9 protein-coding genes and 1 pseudogene are annotated in these 23287 nt (G+C 74.1%); 4 read left to right on the forward strand and 6 right to left on the reverse strand.

The window, feature by feature from the left end:
* The first annotated feature begins 59 nt into the window (after positions 1-59).
* Positions 60-695: a class I SAM-dependent methyltransferase gene (locus BLS56_RS26935; RefSeq protein ID WP_228771968.1), complete on the forward strand. Its 636-nt coding sequence runs from the start codon at positions 60-62 to the stop codon at positions 693-695.
* 30 nt (positions 696-725) lie between these two features.
* Here BLS56_RS26935 and BLS56_RS26940 read toward each other — a convergent pair whose 3' ends face one another.
* Positions 726-1466: a DJ-1/PfpI family protein gene (locus BLS56_RS26940; protein ID WP_091456470.1), complete on the reverse strand. Its 741-nt coding sequence runs from the start codon at positions 1464-1466 to the stop codon at positions 726-728.
* A 912-nt stretch (positions 1467-2378) separates the two neighbouring features.
* On the opposite strand from BLS56_RS26940, the gene BLS56_RS26945 reads away from it, so the two are divergent.
* Complete coding sequence (locus BLS56_RS26945; protein WP_091456473.1) at positions 2379-2831, forward strand: VOC family protein; 453 nt, start codon at positions 2379-2381, stop codon at positions 2829-2831.
* Positions 2832-3066: 235 nt separating this feature from the next.
* Here the strand turns inward: BLS56_RS26945 and BLS56_RS26950 are convergent, their stop codons facing one another.
* Complete coding sequence (locus BLS56_RS26950) at positions 3067-3963, reverse strand: NAD(P)-dependent oxidoreductase (RefSeq protein ID WP_091456529.1); 897 nt, start codon at positions 3961-3963, stop codon at positions 3067-3069.
* Between the two features lie 141 nt (positions 3964-4104).
* On the opposite strand from BLS56_RS26950, the gene BLS56_RS26955 reads away from it, so the two are divergent.
* Positions 4105-5121 (forward strand): GlxA family transcriptional regulator, encoded by a 1017-nt coding sequence (locus BLS56_RS26955; RefSeq protein WP_091456532.1) that lies wholly within the window; start codon positions 4105-4107, stop codon positions 5119-5121.
* A gap of 203 nt (positions 5122-5324) precedes the next feature.
* Here the strand turns inward: BLS56_RS26955 and BLS56_RS26960 are convergent, their stop codons facing one another.
* Positions 5325-18749: a type I polyketide synthase gene (locus BLS56_RS26960; protein WP_091456475.1), complete on the reverse strand. Its 13425-nt coding sequence runs from the start codon at positions 18747-18749 to the stop codon at positions 5325-5327.
* 271 nt (positions 18750-19020) lie between these two features.
* On the opposite strand from BLS56_RS26960, the gene BLS56_RS26965 reads away from it, so the two are divergent.
* Positions 19021-20589, forward strand: coding sequence for an aspartate aminotransferase family protein (locus BLS56_RS26965; RefSeq protein ID WP_228771969.1), 1569 nt, complete (start codon positions 19021-19023; stop codon positions 20587-20589).
* 89 nt (positions 20590-20678) lie between these two features.
* On the opposite strand, the pseudogene BLS56_RS26970 reads toward BLS56_RS26965, so the two are convergent.
* From BLS56_RS26970 to BLS56_RS26980, 3 genes and pseudogenes are all read right to left on the reverse strand, one after another.
* Positions 20679-21236, reverse strand: a pseudogene (locus BLS56_RS26970) (sensor histidine kinase); the annotation flags it as partial.
* A 213-nt stretch (positions 21237-21449) separates the two neighbouring features.
* Complete coding sequence (locus BLS56_RS26975; RefSeq protein ID WP_091456477.1) at positions 21450-22691, reverse strand: hypothetical protein; 1242 nt, start codon at positions 22689-22691, stop codon at positions 21450-21452.
* Positions 22692-22854: 163 nt separating this feature from the next.
* Positions 22855-23229, reverse strand: a complete 375-nt coding sequence (locus BLS56_RS26980) for a hypothetical protein (protein ID WP_091456479.1) — start codon at positions 23227-23229, stop codon at positions 22855-22857.
* Positions 23230-23287 lie beyond the last annotated feature (58 nt).

The following is a 23287-nucleotide window of genomic DNA, read 5'->3' on the forward strand; positions in this document are numbered from 1 at the left end:
CCATGACCGACATCGAGGTCTCGGCAAGCCTTACACGATGACAGGCTAACCTGCCCAATGTGGACGACGGCGTGGTGGAAAGCTCATCTGAATTGGCCGCGCACTGGGACGACGCGTACGGCCATGGCGATGCGACGCGCAGTTGGTATCAGACCGAGGCGGACGGGTCGCTGCGGATGTTCGAGCGCTGCGCGGTCGTGCCCGCGGACAGCGTCGTGGACGTCGGCGCCGGGGCGTCCACCCTGGTCGACGCGCTGCTCGCCCGAGGGCACAGCGACGTGACGGTGCTCGACATCTCCGCGGCCGGACTGGACACCGCGCGGCGGCGGCTCGGCCCGGCCGCTGACCGGGTCAACTGGCTCGTGCGGGACCTGCTCGCGTGGCGGCCGGAGCGGACCTACCGGGTGTGGCACGACCGCGCGGTGTTCCACTTCCTCACCACCGACGAGGCGCGCGGCCAGTACCTGCGGGTTCTGCGCGCCGCGACCGCCCCCGGCTCCGTCGCGGTGTTCGCCACGTTCGCGCCGGACGGCCCGGAACGCTGCTCCGGCCTACCCGTCGCCCGATACAGCGCGGCCGGGTTGGCGGCGGTGCTCGACGCGCACTGGCTGCCCGTCGCCGACGGCCGCGAGCGGCACCGCACCCCGTTCGGCGCCGTGCAGCCCTTCACCTGGGCCGCGTTCCGCCGCTGCTAGGCCGATTCCGGTGCTGTCGCTTGTGGACAGTCAGGTGCGCTGCTCGCGGCGCAGGAACTCCCTGAGCCTGCGCCCCTGCCGGGTGCGAACCGTCAGGGGTTCCTCGTGCCGGGGCGGGGGAATGTCGCTGGGGACAGGCGGCAGCGTGTCCAGGATCTCGCGGGCGCGTTCCCTGGCCGCGTCGGAGGCGGTGGTGGGCGATCCCGCGTGGAAGGGCGGCTGCGGGTCGTACTGGACGATGAGCTGGATCGCTTCCGCGGTGACCTGGTCGGTGACGCGGGCGACCAGGGCCAGGGCCATGTCGATGCCCGCCGAGACGCCCGCCGAGGTGATGATGCGGTGTCTTTCCTGGAACACCACCCGGTCGGGGAGGTAGCGGACGCCGTATTTCCGCAACTGCTGGGCCGCGACCCAGTGGGTGGTGGCGTCGAGGCCCTCGTACAGGATGTCCGCCGCGCAGAGGATCAGGGCGCCCGTGCAGACCGAGGTCGTCCAGAGGGTCGTGGGGTGGACCGCGGCGAGCCAGCGCACCAGGTGCTCGGGTGGGGTGCGCGCCTCCGGGCCGCCGGGCACGACGAGGATGTCGCAGGAGTCGATGTCGTCCAGCGCCGCGTCCGCGGTGATCTCCAGAACCTGGCTGTCGGCGCGCACCGGCCCCGGGTGCGCCGAGGCGAAAACCACCTCGGCGTCGGGCATGAGGCGCAGCACCTCGTAGGGGCCGACGGCGTCGAGCGCGGTGAAACCGGGATAAAGCGGGATCACGATACGCATGTGAGTCCTTCCCTGGCCTCGCGGCACGCCGCGGCTTTTCGGCCGCGGGCAGAACTGAACGCTGGGACGAGACAACGACACCACGATCAGCCGAGGACCGTCCATGCCCCGATGCGGTGATAGTTGGTTCACGCGATGGGAGGAGGTTGAACCGGAGTTCTGGTGCGGGTGCCGGGGGCGATCCAGGCGGGAAATGAGGACGCAGCGAGTTTCGCACTGTGGCACCGGGTGCCTGCTGAAACCGGAGGACGCGCTGCGCTCGGTCGACGGCTGCGGCGGCGTGGCGCTTTCCTAGTGGGACGAGAGCAGCAAGCGCTCCCGCGAACACGGTGTCTCGAAAGTGCTCACGGACAAGACGCGCGCCTTCTCCTGCGCCGGTGACACCGTGGACAACCCGCTGTATTCCTACCTCTTGCAGAAAAACAACATCGACCACCGCAGTGAAGCCCGACGCGAACCACAGCGAACCCAAGATACGGCTGGTGGGCACCCTCGGAGGACCGAAAGGAGACCGAAGAGCGCGACAAGAAGTACGAGAAAGACGCCGTCGAGCTGTTGAACAACAATATCGTGACCTGGCTGACCGCGGTGCCGAGTATGAAGGCAAGTCCCTGCGCTCCGGCCTGGCACAGCCGCGGGCAGCGGGCGACGCCCGTCCGCCCGGCTGCGCGGGCCGGTCGGCGCGGGACCTGGTGCGCCACTCGGTCATCGACGCCTCGGGCGTCCTGGTCCCCACGGACGCGGAGACGGCCGAACTCGGCGCCCTGGCCACAGCATCCCGTCCGTCCTCGGTTGACCGTCCCAACCGAACGCTCCACCGGTCTTCCCCCACCAGACGCTTCCGGACCGCTGACGCCCGCCCCCGCCGTGGCTCGCGCGAAAACCGTCGGTGCCCTCGCGTATAACCGGCGCATGACACTGCACTGGAAACTCGTGATCGACACCGTGGACGCGCCCACCCTCGCCGACTTCTGGGCCGCCGCCCTCGGCTACGAGGTGGAAGACCCCAGCGCGCTGATCGCCAACCTCCTCGCCGCGGGACACCTCGACCAGGCCGCCGTCACCGAACACCGCGGTCGCCGGATCTTCCGCGGCTACGCGGGCATCCGCCACCCGGACGACCCCTTCGACCCGACCACCGGCATCGGCCGGGGCCGCAGACTCCTGTTCCAGGACGTCCCAGAGCCCAAGACGACCAAGAACCGCCTGCACATCGACATCCACAGCGACCCAGGCGGCCTGGCCGCCCTGGTCGAACGACTGGAGTCACTGGGCGCCACCCGCGTCCGCGAGGTGGACAAGGGCCCAGCGGGCCACTGGTGGGTGATGCGCGACCCGGAGGACAACGAGTTCTGCGCGACCTGACCCGGCCGTGCGTCGGCGCGGGCCCGCCGCTCTCTGTGGGGTCTGTGACCGCCTCCGAACAGCACAGCGGCCGTTCTCCCGCCGGTCTCGAACCGGTCTGCGGGCGGTCAGGGAGTAGCGCTACCGGCTCTTCGGCGCCGCTTTCCCGGTTGTGATCGACGTTGTCCGGTGCGGCCTGCCAGTCCTCGCTGGGCGCTCGGACCGGCAGGCCGCTGTGGTGGGAACGGCGCCGGTCTCAGGCGGAGGGCTTGCGGAACTGCTCGATCAGCGCGGCGTAGCCGCTGCTCGCGTGGCCCGCGGCCATCGCGCGGTCGCCGAACGCCTTGAACAGCGCGGGCAGTTCGGTGTTGACGCCAAGCTCCTTGCTCTCGTCGAGCAGGTGCGCCATCGAGCCGACGTGGGTGGCGACGGAGGCGTCGTCGCCGGGGTACTCGCCCGCGTCGACCTGTGCGGCGTAGGCGTCGACAGTCTGGGCGACCACGGCGATGAGCGGGGTGGCCAGCGTCGCGAAGTCGGTGGCCTTGACGCCCGCGGCGCCCAGCAGCGCCGCGCCGTGCAGGAAGCTGTTCTGGATGCCCCACATGACGCCGAGCAGCGCGACGTCGTGGAGGCTGGCCAGGCCGGGGTCCTCGCCGAGGTAGAGGGTCGCGGCGGGGGCGAGGGCCTTGAGGGTCGCCTCGTGCTCGTCGTAGGCGGACTTCGGGCCGCTGTGCAGCAGCACCGCCGCATCGGTGCCGATCCCGGCCGGGAAGGCCATGATCGCGCCGTCGAGATAGCCCGCGGCCTCGTGGTCCTTGGCCCACTTCGCGGTGTCGCGGGCCTGCGACGAGCTCGCGCTGCCGAGGTTCACCAGGGTGCGGCCCGCCAGCGAGCCCGCCAGCGGGTCGAGCAGTTCGTGCGCGGCGGCGTAGTCGGAGACGCAGACGACGACCAGCGGACTGGCCTCGACGGCGTCCTTGACCGAGGCGGCCAGGGCCGCGCCGGTGGCGACGAGCTCATCGGCCTTGTCCGCGGAACGGTTCCAGACCGTGGTCGGGTGCCCGTTCTTGAGGAACGCGGCAGCCAATGCCTGGCCCATCAGGCCGAGGCCGATGACGGTGACGGGCGCCTGGGCGGCATTGGGGTTGGGCATCGGTTTCACTCCCGTTCGGTCCGCGCGGGTGAACACGCGGTGTGGACGACCCCTTGCGCGGCAACGATTTCACCGATGGCGGACAGCCGACAGTGGCAGAACTGACCATTTCCGAACGATTCCTGCCGTACACTCGTGATCATGATCCCTGGGCCCGTCGCGCTCGCGGTGGTCAACGGCACCGACATGCAGGCCTGCGAGGTCTACGAGACGGCCATCGCGAACGCGGTTTTCGGCGATCCGCAGCCAGACCTGGCCGACTCCTGGTACGAGCTGAGGCTGTGCGCGGTCACCCGGGAGCCGCGGCCGACGGCCAGCGGGTTCTCCATCCGCACCCAGCACGGCCTGGACGACCTGGTCACCGCGGACACCGTGATCGTGCCGTCCGTGCCGGACTCCGTGCTGCGCGGCGGGACTCTGCCGCCGGAGTTCATCGAGGCGCTGCGCGCGGCGGCCAGGGCGGGCGCGCGGATGGTGTCGCTGTGCACCGGGGCCTTCGCCCTCGCCGAGGCGGGCCTGCTCGACGGCAGGCGCGCCACCGCGCACTGGATGCACACCGCCGACCTGGCCAAGCGCTATCCGGGAATCCACGTCGAGGACTCGGTGCTCTACGTCGACGACGGCGACGTCCTGACCAGCGCGGGCATGTCGGCGGGCCTTGACCTGTGCCTGCACCTGGTCCGCCGCGACCTCGGCGCGCACGTGGCAGGCCAGCTCGCGCGGCGGATGGTGGTGGCCGGGCACCGCCCCGGCGGGCAGGCGCAGTTCGTGGACCTGACGGCGCCCGACAGCGACGACGACACCCTGGCGATGGCCATGGACTGGGCCGCGCGGAACCTCGACCGGCCGCTCACGGTCGACGAGCTCGCCAAGCGGGCCGGGATGAGCACCCGCACGTTCTTCCGCAGGCTGCGGGCGTCCACCGGGCTCACGCCGCTGAAGTGGCTGCTCAACCAGCGCATCTCGCGCGCGCAGAGCCTGCTGGAGACCACCGCCCTGCCGATCGAGCGGATCAGCGCGGCCAGCGGCCTGGGCACCGCGGCCAACCTGCGCAGGCACTTCACCACGCACGTCGGGGTCACGCCGACCGACTACCGGCACTCGCTCGGCGGCGGCAAGCGCGGCCCCGCGCGGACGGCGGGGGCACGGACCCGGTGACGCGGCAGGACTTCTCGGGCCGCCCGGAGCCGCTGACGCCGTAGTCACGGAGCCGGGCGCCAAGGCGATGCCGTTCGCGCACAGGTAGCCCGACTCGGGTGATGACAGCCTTGGCCGCGCGTCCGCCCACGGACAGGCTGGACTCGGTTCCGCGCACCGAGTCCAGCCTGCTCGGACGCCGCCACGATGGCCGCCGCCGTGGGTCAGTCCAGGTCGGCGACGAGGGCGAACAGCTCCTCGTCGCTCGCCGCGTCGAGGTCGTCCGCGTCGTCCTCCGCCGCAGCGACGGCGCTCGGGGCGTCGACCAGGGCCAGCATGTCCCGAAGCAGGGTCGCCACCCGCTGCTGGGCGCCGCTGTCCGCCAGCGCCGAGGGCAGCGCCAGCCGCACCCTGGCCAGGTCGGCGAGCACCGGATCGGCAGGGGAGACCGGCTCCTGCTTGACCGCCAGCTCGTCGCGCAGGTAGGCGGCCAAGGCGGTGGGCGTGGGGTGGTCGAACACCAGCGTGGTCGGCAGCCGCAGGCCGGTCGCCGCGCCGAGCTGGTTGCGCAGCTCGATCGCGGTGAGCGAGTCGAAACCCAGCTCGGTGAACGCCTTGGTGGCCGAGACCGTCGAGTGGTCGGCGTGGCCGAGCACGGCGGCCGCCTTGGCCCGGACCAGGGTGGTCAGCAGGTGCCGCTGCTCGTCGTGGCTCAGCCGGGCGAGCCGCTGGGGCAGCGGGACCTCGGGCGCGGTGGGCCTGCTTGGCGCTGGGGCCAGCCCGCGCAGGGGGGCGGGCAGGTCGGTGGCCGCCCGCAGCGCGGCCTTGTCGATCCCGGTCAGCGCCTGCACCGCCGCGCCCACGTTGAGCGCCGCGTCGAACAGGGCGGTCGCGTCGGCGTTGGTCAGCGGGCTGAGCCCGAGCCGGGACAGCCGGGTGCGGTCGGTGTCGGTCAGGCCGGTGCTCAGCGCGCTCGCCTGCGACCACAGCCCCCACGCCAGCGAGTGCGCGGGCAGCCCGGCCGCCCTGCGGTGCTGCGCCAGCGCGTCGAGGAAGGTGTTCGCCGCGGCGTAGTTCGCCTGCCCCGGCGTGCCGAGGACGCCCGCCACCGACGAGTACAGGACGAACGCGGACAGGTCCGCGCCCCGGGTCAGCTCGTGCAGGTTCCACGCGCCGTCCACCTTGGGCCGCAGCACCGCGTCGAGCCGGTCGGCGGTCAGCGACCCCACCGTGCCGTCGTCGGTGCTGCCCGCGGTGTGCACGACCGCGGTCAGCGGCCGGTCGGCCGGGATGGCGGCGAGCACGGCGGCCAGCGCCGCCCGGTCGGCCGCGTCGGCAGCGGCGATCTCGACCCGGGCGCCGAGCCCGGTCAGCTCGGCCAGCAGCTCGTCGGCCCCGGGGGCGGCGCGCCCGCGCCTGCTCAGCAGCAGCAGGTCGCGCGCGCCGTGCGCGGTCACCAGGTGCCTGGCCAGGACCGCGCCGAGCGCGCCGGTGCCGCCGGTGATCAGGACCGTGCCGCGCCGCCAGCCGGGGTCGGCCGCGGCGGGCGCGTCGGCCCCGGGGGCGGCCAGGCGCGGCACGGACACCGCGCCCTCCCGGATGAGCAGCTGCGGCTCGCCGCCGCGCACCGCGGCCGTGAGGGCGTCCTCGCTGCGCGGGTCGCCGTCGGTGTCGACGAGGACGAACCGGTCGCGGTTCTCCGCCTGGGCCGAGCGCAGCAGGCCCCAGACCCCGGCGTCGGCGAGGTCGGTGACGTCCTCCCCGTCCGGTGCGATGGCGCCCTGGGTCCGCACGACCAGCCTCGACCGTTCCCACCGGTCGTCGGCGAGCCAGCCCTGAACGACGCCGAGGACCCGGTTGAGCGACGCCCGCGCCCGTTCGGCGACGTCGCCGCCACCGGTCCCGGCCGCCGCCAGCACCACGGTGTCCGGAACCGGCGCGCCCGCGTCGGTCTCCGCGGCCAGCGCGGCCAGGTCTTGCGCGTCGCGCAGGACCGTCCACTTCTCGTCCGCGTCCGGGCCGGTCTCGACCGGCAGCGGGGCCCAGCGGACGCCGAACACCCCCTCGCGCGGGCGGGCGCCCGCCAGATCGCCGTCGCCGAGCGGGCGCAGGCCCAGCTCCGCGACCCGCGCCAGCGGCAGGCCCGCGTCGTCGGCGACCACGATCGACACCGACACCGACGCGTCGTCGGAGCGGGTGACGGTGAACCGGACCCGCGCTGACCCGACCCCGGCCGCCGGGACGCTGATCCCAGCCCAGGAGAACGGGATCATCGCCGTCGGCGCCACGCCCGCCGCCCCGGGCAGCAGGGCGTGCAGCGCGGCGTCGAGCAGCGCCGGGTGCAGCGCGAACCGCGCCGCCTCCGCCCGCGCCGCGTCGGCGAGGGCCACCTCGGCGAACACCTCGTCGCCGTGGCGGGCGAGCCTGCGCAGGTTCTGGAACGCCGGGCCGTACTGGTAGCCGCCGTCCGCGAGGGTCGCGTAGAGGTCGGTCAGGTCGATGTCGCGGGCGTCGGCGGGCCAGCGGACTTCCTCGTCCAGCGGGGCGGGGGCGCTCGCGCCGACGATGCCCTCGGCGTGCCGGGTCCACGTGCGGCCGTCGCCCGCCGGGCGGGAGTGCACCGCCAGCGGCCTGCGGCCCGCCTCGTCCGGCGCGCCCACGGTCACCTGGAGTCGGGTGTCGCCGTCGAGCACCAGCGGCGCCACCAGGGTCAGCTCGTCCACCGCGGGTGCCCCCACCTGCCGGGCCGCGCTCAGCGCGAAGTCGACGAACGCCGCCCCCGGCAGCAGCGCCGCGCCGCGGACCACGTGGTCGGCCAGCCACGGGTGGGTCCTCGGCGAGACGCGGCCGGTCAGCACGACGACCTCGCCGCCCGCCACCTCGACGGCCCCACCGAGCAGCGGGTGGTCCGCGGCGTCGAGGCCGAGCCCGTCCGCGTCGGCCGCCGTCGTCCCCGCGGTCAGCCAGTGCCGCTCCCGCTCGAACGGGTACGGCGGCAGCGGCGCGCGGCCCGCGCCGGGGAACACCGCGGCCCAGTCGACCGGGGCGCCGCGCACCGCGAGCAGGGCCAGCGCCCCGGCCGCGGTCAGCGCCTCCGGCCTGCCGGAGCGCAGCAGCGGCGCGACGGAGCCGGGCGGTTCTTCGACGCAGCTCTCGACCAGGGCCGACAGCACGCCGTCCGGGCCCAGTTCCAGGTACTCGGTGACCCCCTCGGCCGCCAGGGCGCGGACGGCGTCGGCGAAGCGCACGGTCTCGCGCACCTGCCGCACCCAGTAATCCGGCGTGCTGACCAGGCCGGGGTCGGCAGGCTCACCGGTCACGGTCGACACCAGCGGGATCGTCGGGGCGTGGAAGGCCAGCCCCCGCGCGACCGCGCCGAACTCGGCCAGCATCGGGTCCATCCGGTGGGAGTGGAACGCGTGCGACACGGTGAGCCGCTTGGCCTTGCGGCCCGCGCCGCGCCAGCGCGCCTCGACAGCGGCGATCGCGTCCTCGTCACCGGACACCACGACCGAGCGCGGCCCGTTGACCGCCGCCAGGCTGACCCCGTCGGGCAGGTCCAGCTCGCCTTCCTCGGCCTGCACCGCGAGCATCGCCCCGCCCTCGGGCAGCGCCTGCATCAGCGCGCCGCGGGCGGTGACCAGCGCGGCGGCGTCGGCCAGCGACAGCACCCCGGCGACGTGCGCGGCGGCGATCTCGCCGATCGAGTGCCCAGCGACGAAGTCCGGGCGCAGCCCCCATGACTCCACGAGCCGGAACAGCGCCACCTCGACGGCGAACAGCGCGGGCTGGGCGTTGCCGGTCCGGTCCACCGCCGCGGCGTCGGTCCGGATGATCTCCGGAATCGCCGGATCCAGGTGCGCGCACACCTGGTCGAACGCGGCGGCGAACACCGGCGATGCCGCGTACAGCTCTTGGCCCATCCCGAGGCGCTGGCTGCCCTGCCCGGTGAACAGGAACGCGGTATTGCCCCGGGTGACCGGCTCCGACCGCACCACCCCGGGTGGGGTCTCGCCCGCGGCCAGCGCGGCCAGACCGGCCAGCAGCGCCGCGCGGTCGCGGCCGACGACGGCGGCCCGGTGGTCGTGCCGGGCGCGGCCAGTCGCCAGGGACAGGCCCAGCTCGGCGGCGGTCAGCTCGGGGTGGTCCAGCGCGAACCGGCGCAGCGCATCGGCCTGCCTGGCCAGCCCGCCCTCGGTCCTGGCTGAGAGCAGCCACGGGGTCGCCGGGTCGGCGTCGGTCTCGTCAGCTCGGACCGCGCTGGGCTCCTCGATGATCACGTGCGCGTTGGTGCCGCTGATCCCGAACGACGACACCGCGGCCCGGCGCGGGCGGTCGCCACGCGGCCACTCCCGCGCCTCGGTGAGCAGCGCCAGCGCGCCAGCGGCCCAGTCGACGTGCGGGGACGGCGACTCGGCGTGCAGGGTGCGCGGCAGCGTCGCGTGCCGCATCGCCTCGATCATCTTGATCACGCCGCCGACGCCAGCGGCGGCCTGCGCGTGGCCGATGTTGGACTTCAGCGAGCCCAGCCACAGCGGCGTGTCCCGCTCCTGCCCGTAGGTGGCGAGCAGGGCCCGCGCCTCGATCGGGTCGCCCAGCGGCGTCCCGGTGCCGTGCGCCTCGACAGCGTCCACATCGGACGCACGCAGGCCCGCGTTCGCCAGCGCCTGCCGGATCACCCGCTCCTGCGCCGGCCCGTTCGGGGCGGTCAGGCCGTTGGACGCGCCGTCGGAGTTGACCGCCGAGCCGCGCAGCACGGCCAGCACCCGGTGCCCGTTGCGCTCGGCGTCGGACAGGCGTTCCAGCAGCAGCAGCCCGACGCCCTCGCTCCACACCGTGCCGTCGGCGTCGGCGGAGAACGACTTGCACCGCCCCGACGGCGACAGCCCGCGCTGCCTGCTGAACTCGATGAACGAGCCCGGCCCGGCCATCACCGTGACACCGCCCGCCAGCACCAGGTCCGACTCGCCCGAGCGCAGCGCCTGCCCCGCCAGGTGCAGCGCCACCAGCGACGACGAGCACGCCGTGTCGACGGTGACCGCAGGCCCTTCCAGGCCGTAGGTGTAGGCCAGGCGCCCGGAGACCACGCTGGAGGTGTTGCCGACCAGCAGGAAACCCTCGAACTCCGGCGGCACCGACGACAGGCGCGCGGCGTAGTCGTCGTACATCGAGCCGACGAACACGCCGGTGTTGCTGCCGCGCAGGGTGGCCGGGTCGATCGCGGCGCTCTCGAACGCGTCCCAGGCCGTCTCCAGCAGCAGCCGCTGCTGCGGGTCGGTCGCGGTCGCCTCGCGCGGGGAGACGCCGAAGAACTCCCGGTCGAACAGGTCGGCCTCGTGCAGGAAGCCGCCCTCGCGGATGTAGGAGCTGCCGGTGGCCTCGGGATCGGGGTCGTAGAGCCGCTCCAGGTCCCAGCCGCGGTTGGTGGGGAAGCCGGAGATCGCGTCGGCTCCGGTGGCGACCAGCCGCCACAGGTCCTCCGGCGAGCGCACCCCGCCCGGGTAATGGCAGGCCATGCCGATGACCGCGATCGGGTCGTCCGCGGCGACGGTCGCCTTTGCCCCGGTGGCCACGGTGGTCGCGCCCGCTCCCTCGACCTGGCCGAGCAGGTAGGTCGCCAGGGCCTGCGGGCTCGGATAGTCGAAGACCACGGTGGCCGGGAGCCGGACGCCCGTCGCCGCGCCGAGCCGGTTGCGCAGTTCCACCGCGGTCAGCGAGTCGAAGCCCTGCTCCTTGAACGCCCGCGCCGCGTCGATCGCCGACCCGGCCGCGTGCCCGAGCGCCAGCGCGGCGGCGGCGCGCACCAGGTCCAGCACGGCCGCGTGCCGTTCGGCCTGCGGAAGGGCCGCCGTCGTGGCCTTCCAGTCGCCGCCCGCCGAGCGCTCGGCGCGCCTCGGGCGGACCAACCCGCGCCACAGGCGGGTGCGCTCGCCGCCCCCGGCCAGGTTCAGCGCGGCGGGAACGAGCAGGGCCTCCGACCGGCCCAGTGCCTCGTCGAACATGGCCAGGCCCTGCTCGGCCGTCAGCGGGTTGACCCCGGACCGCGTCCACCGGGCCACGTCCGACTCGGCCAGCGTGGCGCCCATGCCCGCGCCCCACAGGCCCCAGGCCAGGGAGGTCGCAGGCAGTCCGGCGGCGGCCCGGTGCGCGGCGAGCGCGTCGAGGTAGGTGTTCGCGGCGGCGTAGTTGCCCTGCCCCGGAGTCCCGTTGACGCCGGAGACCGAGGAGAACAGCACGAACGCCGCCAGGTCCGACTCGCGGGTCAGCTCGTGCAGGTTCCACGCGCCGTCGACCTTGGGCCGCAGCACGGCGCTGACCTGCTCGGGGGTCAGCGCCGCGATGGTCGCGTCGGCGAGGACGCCCGCGGTGTGGACGACGGCCGTCAGCGGGTGCTCGGCGGGCACCAGAGCCAGCGCGGCGGCCAGCGAGTCGCGGTCGGCGGCGTCGGCCGCGGCGATCCGGACCTGGGCGCCCAGCGCCGACAGTTCGGCGGCCAGCGCGGCCGACCCGGGGCTGTCCGCGCCGCGCCTGCTGACCAGCAGCAGCCGCCGCACACCGTGCGCGGCGGCCAGGCGCCGGGCGACCAGCGCGCCCAAGCCGCCGGTGCCGCCGGTGACGAGGACCGTACCCTCGCCCGCGCTGCCCGCGCTGCGTGCCGGGCCGGTCGGGCCGGTCGGGGTCGCGGCGGCGCGGGCCAGCCGGGGCGCGTGCAGCCGCCCGGCGCGGACGGCCACCTGCGGCTCCCCGGTCGCGGCGGCGGCCGTCACCAGCGCGTCGGTGTCCCCGGAGCCGTCGGTGTCGACCAGCACGATCCGGTCCGGGTGCTCGGCCTGCGCCGTCCGGACCAGGCCCCACACCGGGGCGTGCGCCAAGTCCGGGACGGTGTCGCCGGGGACGGCGGCGATCGCGCCGTTGGTCACCAGCACCAGCTTGGCCGCGGCGAACCGCTCGTCCGCCAGCCACTCCTGCGCCAGCGCCAGCGCTCGGGTGGTGGCCGTGTGCGCGTCGGCGGGGGATGGGCCGCCGCCGGTCAGGGTGGCGACGACGAGGTCGGCAGGCTCGGTCGCGGCCAGGTCGCCGACCAGGTCGGACCGGCTCAGTGCCGGGGCGTCCGGGGTGGCCACGGCGGGCCAGTCGACGGTGAACAGCGTGCTCGCCTTCGCCGCCTTGCCGATCGCCGCGCGGGAGACCGGGCGCAGCGTCAGCGACTCGACCGTGGCGACGGGCGCGCCGGACGCGTCGGTCAGCGCCAACCGCACCGCGTCGGGTCCGACCGGCGACACTCGCACCCGCAGGGCGGTGGCCCCGGTGGCGTGCAGCGTCACCCCCGCCCAGGCGAACGGCAGCCGGATCTCGTCGGCGCCACCGGCCGCCGCGGGCAGCAGCGGGTGCAGCGCGGCGTCGAACAGCGCCGGGTGCAGGCCGAACCCGGTGTCCTGCGCGGATTCCGGCAGCACCACCTCGGCGGCGAGGTCGAGCGGGTCCGCGCCCACCCGCCAGCGCGCCCGCAGCCCCTGGAACACCGGGCCGTAGTCGTAGCCGAGACCGGCGAGCACGGTGTAGGCGTCCTCGACCGGCTCGCTGGTCGCCCCGGCGGGCGGCCACGGGCCGGGTCGGTCGGCGGTTTCCTTGTCGGCGAGGGCCAGCAGGCCGGTCACGTGCCGGGTCCACGGGATCGACGGGTCCTCATCGGACTGTCGGGAGTGGACAGTGAAGGGCCGGGCCCCGGTGTCGTCGGCCGCGGCGACCCGCACCTGGACCCGCACCGGCTCCCGCTCGGGCAGCGGCAGCGGCGCTTCCAGGGTCAACTCGGCCACCTGGTCCGCGCCCACCCGCTCGGCGGCGGCGAAGGCCAGTTCCAGGAACGCGGTCGCGGGCAGCAGCGTCACGCCCTCGATGACGTGGTCGGCCAGCCACGGGTGCGTCCGCGGCGACAGCGCGCCGGTCAGCACGACGCCGCCGTCACCGGCCACCTCGACGGAGGCGCCGAGCAGCGGGTGCCCGGCCGGGTCGACCCCCAGGACGCGCGCGTCCGGCCGGGCGGTCGCGGGCAGCCAGTAGTGCTCGCGCTGGAACGCGTACGTCGGCAGGGAAACCGGTGCGGCGCCAGGGAAGAACGGGGTCAGGTCCAGCTCCGGCCCAACGGCGTGCAGGTGGGCCAGCCCCGCGGTGAGGGTGTCGGCCTCCGGCTTGCCCGCGCGCAGCAGCGGCACGACAGCGGCCTCGGGCGCGGAGTCCCGCGCCATCGCGGTCAGCACGGCGTCCGGGCCGATCTCGGCGAGCACCGTCGCGCCCAGGCCGACCGCGGTCAGCACGGCGTCGTGGAACCGCACGGTCGAGCGGATCTGGTCCGCCCAGTAGCCCGGGGTGCGCAACCGGTCGGGGTCGGCCAGCTCGCCGGTGACCGTCGAGACGATCGGGATGGCAGGCGCGTGGAACTCCAGCGTGGCGGCGACCGCGCGGAACTCGTCGAGGACGCCCGCCATGTGCGGGGAGTGGAACGCGTGGCTGACGCGCAGCCTCCTTGCCCGGTGCCCCCGGTCCTTCCACTCCCGCGCGACGCGGACGGCGACCTCATCGTCGCCCGCGACCACGACCGCCCCCGGCCCGTTGACCGCGGCGATGTCGACCAGCCCGGCGTATCCGGCGATCGACGCCGCCACCGCCTCCGGCTCGGCCTCGATCGCGACCATGGCCCCATCGGCGCGGGCGGCGCCCATCAGCCTGCCGCGCGCGGCGACCAGCGTGGCGGCGTCGGCCAGCGACAGCACCCCGGCGACGTGCGCCGCGACCAGCTCGCCGACGGAGTGCCCGGCCAGCAGGTCGGGGACCACCCCATGGTGGGCCGCCAGGCGGAACAGCGCGACCTCGACGGCGAAGAGGGCGGGCTGGGTGTAGCGGGTCTGGTCGAGTTCGTCACCGGTTTCGATGACCTCGCGCAGCGGGCGGTCCAGGTGCGGGTCGATGTGCGCGCAGACCTCGTCGAAAGCGGCGGCGTAGACGGGAAACGCGGCGTGCAGTTCGAGGCCCATGCCGACGCGCTGGGCGCCCTGGCCGGTGAACAGCAGCGCGGTCTTGCCCGCCGACGCGGTGCCGCGCACCAGGTTCGGCGCGGCCTCTCCGCGCGCGGCGGCGGCCAGCGCGGCCAGCCGCTCGTCGGCGGTGGAACCCAGCACGACCGCGCGCTCGGCGAAGGACGTCCGGGTGGTGGCCAGCGCGAGGCCGACATCGGCTGGGCGCGCGTCCGGGTTGGCGAGCGCGAACTCCCGCAGCCGCGCGGCCTGGGCGCGCAGCCCGTCCTCGGTCGGCGCGGACAGGGCCCACGGCACCGGCCCGGTCGGCGCGCCCGCGCCCGCGGCAGGCTCGGTCGCGGGGACCGACTCGATGATGGCGTGCGCGTTGGTGCCGCTGATGCCGAAGGACGACACGGCCGCCCGGCGCGGGGCCCCGGTCTCCGGCCAGTCCCGCCGCTCGCGGGCCAGCGCCACCGCCCCCGAGGACCAGTCCACGTGCGGCGTCGGCTCATCGACGTGCAGGGTGGCCGGGACGACGCCGTGGCGCATCGCCTGCACGACCTTGATCACCCCGCCCACCCCGGCCGCGGCCTGGGCGTGGCCGATGTTGGACTTCAGCGAGCCGAGCAGCACCGGCTCCCGGTCGCCCCGGCCCGCGCCGTAGGTGGCCAGCACCGCCTCGGCCTCGATCGGGTCGCCCAGGGTGGTGCCGGTGCCGTGCGCCTCGACCAGGTCGATGTCCGCGCCGGTGAGGCGTGCGTCGGCGAGGGCCTGGCGGATCACCCGCCGCTGGGACAGGCCGCTCGGCGCGGTCAGGCCGTTGGACGCGCCGTCGGAGTTGACCGCGCTGCCGCGCACCACGGCGAGCACGGTGTGCCCGTTGCGGCGCGCGTCCGACAGCCGCTCGACCACCAGCAGGCCGACGCCCTCGGCCCACGCGGTCCCGTCCGCCGCCGCGGCGAACGACTTGCACCGGGCGTCGGGGGCCAGGCCGTGCTGGCGGGAGAACTCCAGGAACATGCCCGGTGTCGCCATCACCGACACCCCGCCCGCGAGCGCCAGCGACGTCTCGCCCCGGCGCAGCGACTGCACCGCCAGGTGCAGCGCCACCAGCGACGACGAGCACGCGGTGTCGACGGTGACCGCGGGCCCGACCAGGCCGAGCTGGTAGGCGATCCGGCCGGAGATGACGCTGGCCGTGCTGCCGGTCAGCAGGTGCCCTTCCACGCTCGCGGGGGCGTCGTGCATCCGCGGCCCGTAGTCGCCCGCGGTGGCGCCGACGAACACGCCCGTGCGGGAGCCGCGCAGGTCGCGGGGGAGCAGACCGGCCCGCTCCACCGCCTCCCAGGCCGTCTCCAGCAGCAGCCGCTGCTGCGGGTCCATCGCCTGCGCCTCGCGCGGGGAGATGCCGAAGAACCCGGCGTCGAAGCGGCCCGCGTCGTGCAGGAAGCCGCCCTCGCGCACGTAGCTCTTGCCGGAGGCGCCGCGGTCGGCGTCGAACAGGTCCTCGGCCCAGCCCCGGTCGGCGGGGAAGCCGGAGATCGCGTCACCGCCCTCGGCGACCAGCCGCCACAGGTCCTCCGGCGAGGCGATCCCACCGGGGTAGCGGCAGGCCATGCCCACGATCGCGATCGGCTCGTCGTCCACGGCGGCGGTGACAGTCTCGGGGACGACGTCGTCGTCGCCCCCGCTGAGCAGGGTGTCCAGGTGCGCGGCGAGCGCGGCCGGGGTCGGGTGGTCGAACAGCAGCCCGGACGGCAGCGCCAGCCCGGTCGCCGCCGCCAGGGCCTCGCGCAGCTCGACGGTCATCAGCGAGCTGAAACCCAGGTCCCGGAAGGGCAGGTCGACCTCGACCGCCTTGCCCGGGGCCAGCCCCAGGACAGCGGCGACGTGCGCGGCCACCAGCTCGGCCGCGCCCGCCGACGCACGCGCGGCGGACTCGCGCGCCGGGCGCGGGGCGGTGCCCGGCGCCGTTGCGGTCGACACGGCGTCGTCGGCCGGGCCTTCGGTGATCCAGTGGCGCTCGCGCTGGAAGGCGTAGGTGGGCAGGTCGACCCGGCGCGCCCCGGTCCCGGCGAACACCGCGTCCCAGTCCAGCTCGACCCCGGCCGCGAACGCTCGGCACAGCACCGCGGCAACAGTGCGTTCCTCCGGCTTGCCTTGGCGCAGCGCGGGTTCGGCCCGCACAGCGGACCGGTCGGTGACGCTGTCGGCGATCATCGCCGAGCACACCCCGTCCGGGCCCAGCTCGACAATCGTGCCGACGCCCTCGGCTTCCAGGGCGCGCGCCGCCTCGGCGAAGCGGACCGGTTCCCGCACCTGCTCGACCCAGTAGTCCGCGGACGCCAGCAGTTCCGGCGGCGCGACCGAACCGGACACAGTGGACACAACCGGGATCTCCGGCGCTCGAAAGTCCAAAGTAGACACTACAGCGCGGAACGCGGAGAGCATCCCGTCCATGCGCGGGGAGTGGAACGCGTGGCTCACGGTGAGCCGCTTGGTCTTGTGCCCGGCGTCCCTGAGCCGAGCGGCGGCGGTGAGGACGGCCTGCTCGTCACCGGAGAGCACGACCGACTCCGGCCCGTTGACCGCCCCGATCGCCACGCCGTCGGACAGGTGCCCGGCGACCTGCGCCTCGGTCGCTTGAACGGCGACCATCGCGCCACCGGCGGGCAGCGCCCCCATCAGCCCGCCGCGCGCGGTGACCAGCGTGGCGGCGTCGGCCAGCGACAGCACCCCGGCGGCGTGTGCCGCGGCCACCTCGCCGATCGAGTGCCCGGCGACGTAGTCCGGGCGCAGGCCCCAGGAGGCGAACAGGCGGAACAGCGCGACTTCGACGGCGAAGAGGGCGGGCTGGGTGTAGTGGGTCTGGTCGAGTTCGTCACCGGTTTCGATGACCTCGCGCAGCGGGCGGTCCAGGTGCGGGTCGATGTGCGCGCAGACCTCGTCGAAAGCGGCGGCGTAGACGGGAAACGCGGCGTGCAGCTCCAAGCCCATGCCGACGCGCTGGGCCCCTTGGCCAGTGAACACCACCGCGGTCTTGCCCGGTGTCCCCGCGCCGGTGACCACCCCGGCGGCGGGGCTTCCCGAGGCGAGCGCCCGCAGCCCCGCGACAAGCTCCTCCCGGTCGGCGGCCGCGACGGCCGCGCGGTGGGTGAGACGGGTGCGGGTGGTCAGCGCCGACCAGCCGACCGACGCGAGGTCGGCCTCGGTCGACGCGACGAAGTCCGCCAGCCTCGCGGCCTGCGCGCGCAAGGCATCGGCGCCGTGACCGGAGACGGCCACCGGCAGCACCCCGGCGGGCCGGGTCCGCTCCGGCTCGGCCCGCTCGTGGGCGGGGGCCTCGGCGACGACGACATGGCAGTTGGTGCCGCCCATGCCGAACGAGCTGACGCCCGCGACCAGCCTGCGGTCCGGGTGCGGCCAGGGGGACAGCTCGGTGACGACGGCGATGTTCAGCTTGTCGAAGGGGATGTCCGGGTTCGGAGTCCGGTGGTTCAGGGTCGCCGGAAGCGCCCGGTTCCCGATCGCCAGCACCGTCTTGACCAGGCCGGTGATGCCCGCCGCGGCCTCCAAGTGCCCGACGTTGGTCTTCACAGAGCCGACCACCAGCGGGTCGCCCCGCCGCTTGAGCGCGCCGACCGCCGCCCCCAGCGCCGCGGCCTCGACCGGGTCGCCGACCGGGGTGCCGGTGCCGTGCAACTCGACGTACTGCACCTCGTCCGGGGACACCCCCGCGCGGCGGTGCGCCAGCCGCACCACCTGCTCTTGGGCGGCGGCGCTCGGCACCGTCAGCCCGGGGGTCGCGCCGTCGTTGTTCACCGCGCTGCCCAGCAGCACGCCGTGCACCCGGTCGCCGTCGGCGAGCGCCCGCCGCAGCGGCTTGAGCACGACGACGGCGGCGCCCTCGCCGCGGGCGTAGCCGTTGGCCCTGGCGTCGAAGGTGAAGCAGCGGCCGTCGGGGGACAGGCCGCCGAACCGCTCCGCGCCCAGCACGGTCTCGGCCAGGATGTTCAGGTTCACGCCAGCGGCCAGCGCCAGCCCGGACTCGCCGGAGCGCAGGCTCTCGCTCGCCAGGTGCACCGCGACCAGCGACGAGGACTGGCTGGTGTCCACCGTCAGGCTCGCCCCGCGCAGGCCGAGCGCGTAGGAGACGCGGTTGGCGATGACGCCCCGGTGCACGCCCGTGTTGGTGTGCTGGGTGATCGCGGCCGAGCCCTGCCGGTAGACCAGGCTCGCGTAGTCCTCCCGCGCCGTGCCGACGTACACCGAGGTCGGGCTGCCCGCGAGGTCGGCGGCGGGAATCCCGGCGTCCTCCAGCGCCGACCAGGCCAGTTCCAGCAGCAGCCGCTGCTGCGGGTCCATCGCGGCGGCCTCGCGCGGGGACACGCCGAAGAAGGCGGCGTCGAAGTCGGCGACGCCGTCGATGAACCCGCCGCGGCGCACCGGGTCGCCCGCGTCGGCGGAGATCCGCTCCCAGCGGTGCGCGGGCATGTCGGTCAGCGCGTCGCGGCCCGAGCGCAGCAGGTCCCAGAACGCCGCGGTGTCCGGCGCCCCGGGGAGCAGGCAGGACATGCCGATGACCGCGATCGGCTCGTGCGCGTCGGTGCCGGGGGAATGCTGGCCACTCGTCATGGAACTCGGCTGCCCTTCGATCGCCGGAAACCGGATGGGATTTGTCAAGCCCAGTCGACACTAACCAGAAAAACGAGCGTGCCGTCCCCGCTGCGGTCAATGCCCGGTAAGCGGCGGGCTCACCCATGCCAAGTGTGTTCGATTACCGCAGCGATACCACGGAGAGGTGGATTTCCGCCGGACGCCGGTATTGTCGGTCCAGTGCCAGGGGGAAGGCTCACCTGGGCTTTCGCAGTGTCAGGGCGGATGAGACCGGAGTGGATAGGGGACGATGATGAACCCGACGATGATGAACCCGGTGGCGGACAAACCCGAGCTCGCCGAGCCGCACATCGGCGGGTGGCTGGCCTCCCTCGGGCTCGGTGTCGAATACACCCGGTCGGCGGGGAACTCGCTCTACTACCGCGACGCGGAAGGGGCCGAGGTCGAGGTGCTCGACCTGGTCGGCGGATACGGTTCGACCATTCTCGGGCACAACAACCCCGATATCGTCGACTACGCGAAATCGCTGCTCGACGGCGGCACCCCGGTGCACGCCCAGTTCTCCAAACACCCGTACGCCAATGACCTCGCCTGGAAGCTGAACACGATCCTGCACCGCGAGTTCGGCGTCACCGAGCACTACTCGGCGGTCTTCGCCAACAGCGGCGCCGAGGCCAACGAGGTCGCCATCAAGCACGCCGAGATGGACCGCGTGCTCAAGATCGGCGCGGCGCTGGCCGCCGTCGAGGCGAACCTCGACGCCGTCGCCGCGACCGGCGCGGCGATCGGGGCAACCGCCCCGCTGCCCGCCGCAGCAGGGGGCATCGATGAGCTGGTCGCCGCCGTCCGCGCCGCCAACGCCGAACGCGCAGCCACCCCGCCGGTCTACCTCGCGCCGGAGGGCTCCTTCCACGGCAAGCTCGCGGCCAGCGTCCAGTTGACGCACAACCCCGGCTACCGCACCCCGTTCAGCGCGATGGCCGCCCAGGCCCGGTTCGTCCCGCTTGAGCGGACCGACGTCATCGCCAAGACCATCGAAGCCGAGCGCAAGACCCTGCTCGACCTGGCCGTCGACGGCGGCGTCGTCCACGTTGTCGAGCGCCCGATACCGGCGGTCAGCGCGTTCATCCTGGAGCCCATCCAGGGCGAGGCGGGCATCCGCGTCCTCGACCGCGACGCCGTGGCCCGGCTGCGCGACCTGCTCGACGCCGAGGACATCCCGGTCATCGTGGACGAGGTGCAGAGCGGCATGGGCCGTTCCGGGGCGTTTTTCGCCAGCTCCCACCTCGGTGTGCGGGGCGACTACATCACGCTGGCCAAGAGCCTGGGCGGCGGCATCGCCAAGGCGGCCATCACGCTCATCCGCGCCTCCCGCTACCGCGACGACTTCGAGCTGGTGCACAGCTCCACCTACGCCAAGGACAGCTTCTCCACCCAGATCGCCATCCGCGTGGTCGAACTCCTGGAGGCCGACGGCGGCGAGGCCTACCGCCTCGCCACCCGACAGGGCGAAAAACTCCTGGCGGCTCTGCGCTCCCTCCGCGACGAGTTCAGCGACGTGGTCAAGGAGGTCCGCGGCAAGGGCCTGATGGCGGGCCTGGAATTCCACGACCTGACCGGCTCCGGCTCCGAGGTCATCAGCGAACAGGCCGCAGGCGGCCTCATCGGCTACTTGTTCTCCGGTTACCTCCTGCGTGAACACAACCTCCGCGTGTTCCCGACCGCCAGCGCCACCAACACCCTCCGCTTCGAGCCGTCGATCCACATCACCGACGAGGAGATCGCCCGCACCGCCACCGGGCTGCGCGCCCTCATCGAGGTCGTCCGCGCCGAGGACGGCAAAACCCTGCTCGGCTGACCGCGGGCCAGGTGTGTTCTCGGCGAAGGACGAAGCCGATCCTGGCGGTCCGCCGGTCGCGGCCCGCCCCGGTGGCTCGACCTGCTGAGTCAGCCGGTCGGAATGCGGACAGTGAAGGCGGCGCCGCCCTCAGCCGCGGGACCCGCCTCGATCGTTGCGCCCATTCTGGTCACCAACCCGTGCGCCAGCGCCAATCCGATCCCGGTGCCCACCGGCCGACTCCCGCTGTAGCGCGCGTTCAGCATCCCGCGCTCGAAGGCCATCGCGTATTCCTCCGGCGCCAGCCCGGGGCCGCCGCCGCGCACCCGCAGCACGGCGGCTCAGGGGGAGCGGGACAGCGCCAGGACGATCGGCCTGCCCGCCGGGGTGACCCGCGACGCGTTCTCCGCCAACCCGTCGAGCACTTGCCGCAGCCGCCGCGGATCGGCGTGCGCGACGACCGGCTCACTTGGTGACTCCACCGAGAAACGCACACCCGCCGCGGCGCAGCGGGCTGACCACACCGTCGCGGCCTCGGCGACCAGCGCTGTCAGGTCGACGGCCAGCACGTCCAGGCGGAAGTCGTCGGCTCCCAGCCGGGCCAGGTCGAGCAGGTGGGCGACCAGCCGGTCGAGCCGGGTCGCCTCGCGGTCGATCGTCGCACCGGCCGCGGCCACCGCGTCGCCGGTCCATGGTGTTGCCTTTCGGGAGTTCCCTGTTGCCAAGGCACTCCCGGCGACACCTACGCCAATCGCCCGACCGTGACGGGAAGGGGGAGCACCCACATCGTTGAAACGTTCATGGGTCGCACCTCCCCGGGCGGTGTCGCGGTCCACCGCAAGCTACAAGCCCGAGCAGCATCCCGTCCAACCGTTTTCGGCTTACGGCAGGTACTCGATGCGCAAGGAGCAGTCGGCGATCGCCTTGTCGTGCCGAGCGATGAAGTGTTGCACGCTCTCGCGCGGCAGCTGTGCGAACGGATTGTGGTCGTCGGCGGCGCCCTCCAACCACTGTTGCAACGCCAGGGCGAGCAGGTGGGACTCCCTGTGCTGATCCTCCGGGCCGCCGCCCGTGCAGGCGTGGACGCCTGCCAGCGCGGCGCTGACCGCGGGCAGGTCGGCCCGCAGCGGGACAGCGGGGTGCACCTCGTACCACAAGGTCCGTTGGTCGTCGGGCAGGTCTTGGCGCAGACCCAGCAGCGCGCGATCGTAGATGCGGCCCAGCCGCCGGTCGGCCGCGCCGTGGGCGGTGAGCACCGGCGCCAGGGAGTCGGCCAGGTCGTCGAGTCGGCCGCGGTGGCCGGTGTGGACGCAGAGCTGGACTCGGGCCACGTCCGAGCAGGCGACGGGCGGATGCCGCTCCAGGACGAACAACGCGGGCTGGTTGAGCAGGGACACCGAGGCCACCGCGAGCAGCAGGGCGCACAAGCCGACGGCCTGGACCGAGGGCGCCGAACGCCGTGCCCGGCGCTCGCGCGCCGCCCTGGCCGCCAGCAGCGTTCCCACCGCGGCCACCAGCGCCAGGAACGTCACCCGGTAGAGCACCAGCGGAGTGCTCTCCCGTTGCCCCAACGCGGGGACGACGTGCAGCACCGGCGCCAGGCCCGCGAAGGTGTCACCCGACCAGCCCGCTACCGCGACCGCGAGCAACAGCAGGAACGTCACCGGAGCGAACCAGGCGGTCCTGCCGAGCAGTCCGATCAGGTAGCCGACGACGGTGGCGGCCACCAGGGCCAGCACGCCGCTGAGCATCACCAGCGGCTCGGCGTGCCCGGTTTCGGCGCGCAGTGCGGCGACCACGGTCAGCGGCGCCAGACCGAGCAGGTAGGCGGTGACGAACCCCGCGGTCAGCAACAGCAGATGACGCCGGACCACCGCGTGCGCCGTGGTGTCGCCGCGGTCGGGGGCAGGCAGCCGCCCGGACCAGTAGGTCGCGGCCGCCCCGGCGACCGGCGCGGTGAACGCGGTGAGCTGGTGGAACTGGGCGGAGACGGTCACCCATTCCGGAAAGCGCCAGCGCAGCATGTCGGTCGTCGACAACAGCGTCACCACGAACACCACCCCGGCGGGCACGCCCACCGCCAGCGGCGTCGCGGGCCAGCGCGGCGCGCGGTATCTGGTCATGGTCACTCCCTCCCCGGAATGGCCGGAGCTTCGGGTGTCATCTCACTGGCCAGGGAAACAACCGGAATACAAGTTCCTGACGGCGATGTGCGGGGAATCGTTTTTCGCGCGTCGGCCCGGCAGCCGCGCCTTGGCGGGGCGCGGCTGCCGGTGTGTCAGCGGGTCAGCATCGGGTGACGCGGCCCGACGAGTAGTCGTTGCCCGTCGAACTCAGGACGTAGGTGTAATAGGAGCCCCGGCCCGCGCACCCGCCGTCCGCGGTGAGGCTGCCGTTGCCGAAATTCGTCCGCGACGTCTGTCCCACCAGTTCGTCCCAGGCCAGGGAGACCTCCTTGTACACCCGCACCGTCAGGGTGACGTTGTTGGCGCAGCCCGAACGGCTGCCGGTGCCGTCCAGGTTGCTGTTGGGCACGTTGGCGCCAAGGCCACAGGCCTGGGGGGCGGCCTCCGCCGCCCAGGACGGGGACGCGGTCGCCACCGTCGCGGTCAACGCCGCCGCCGACAACACCAGCACTCCCGCTGTCTTCCGCAGATTCATGATTGGTTCCTTTCGGGTTGTCATGGTCGGATGCGAACTTCTCGGAAATCGCCATCGC

Origin of the sequence: Actinokineospora iranica, assembly GCF_900101685.1 — a bacterium.
GTDB classification, from domain to species: domain Bacteria; phylum Actinomycetota; class Actinomycetes; order Mycobacteriales; family Pseudonocardiaceae; genus Actinokineospora; species Actinokineospora iranica.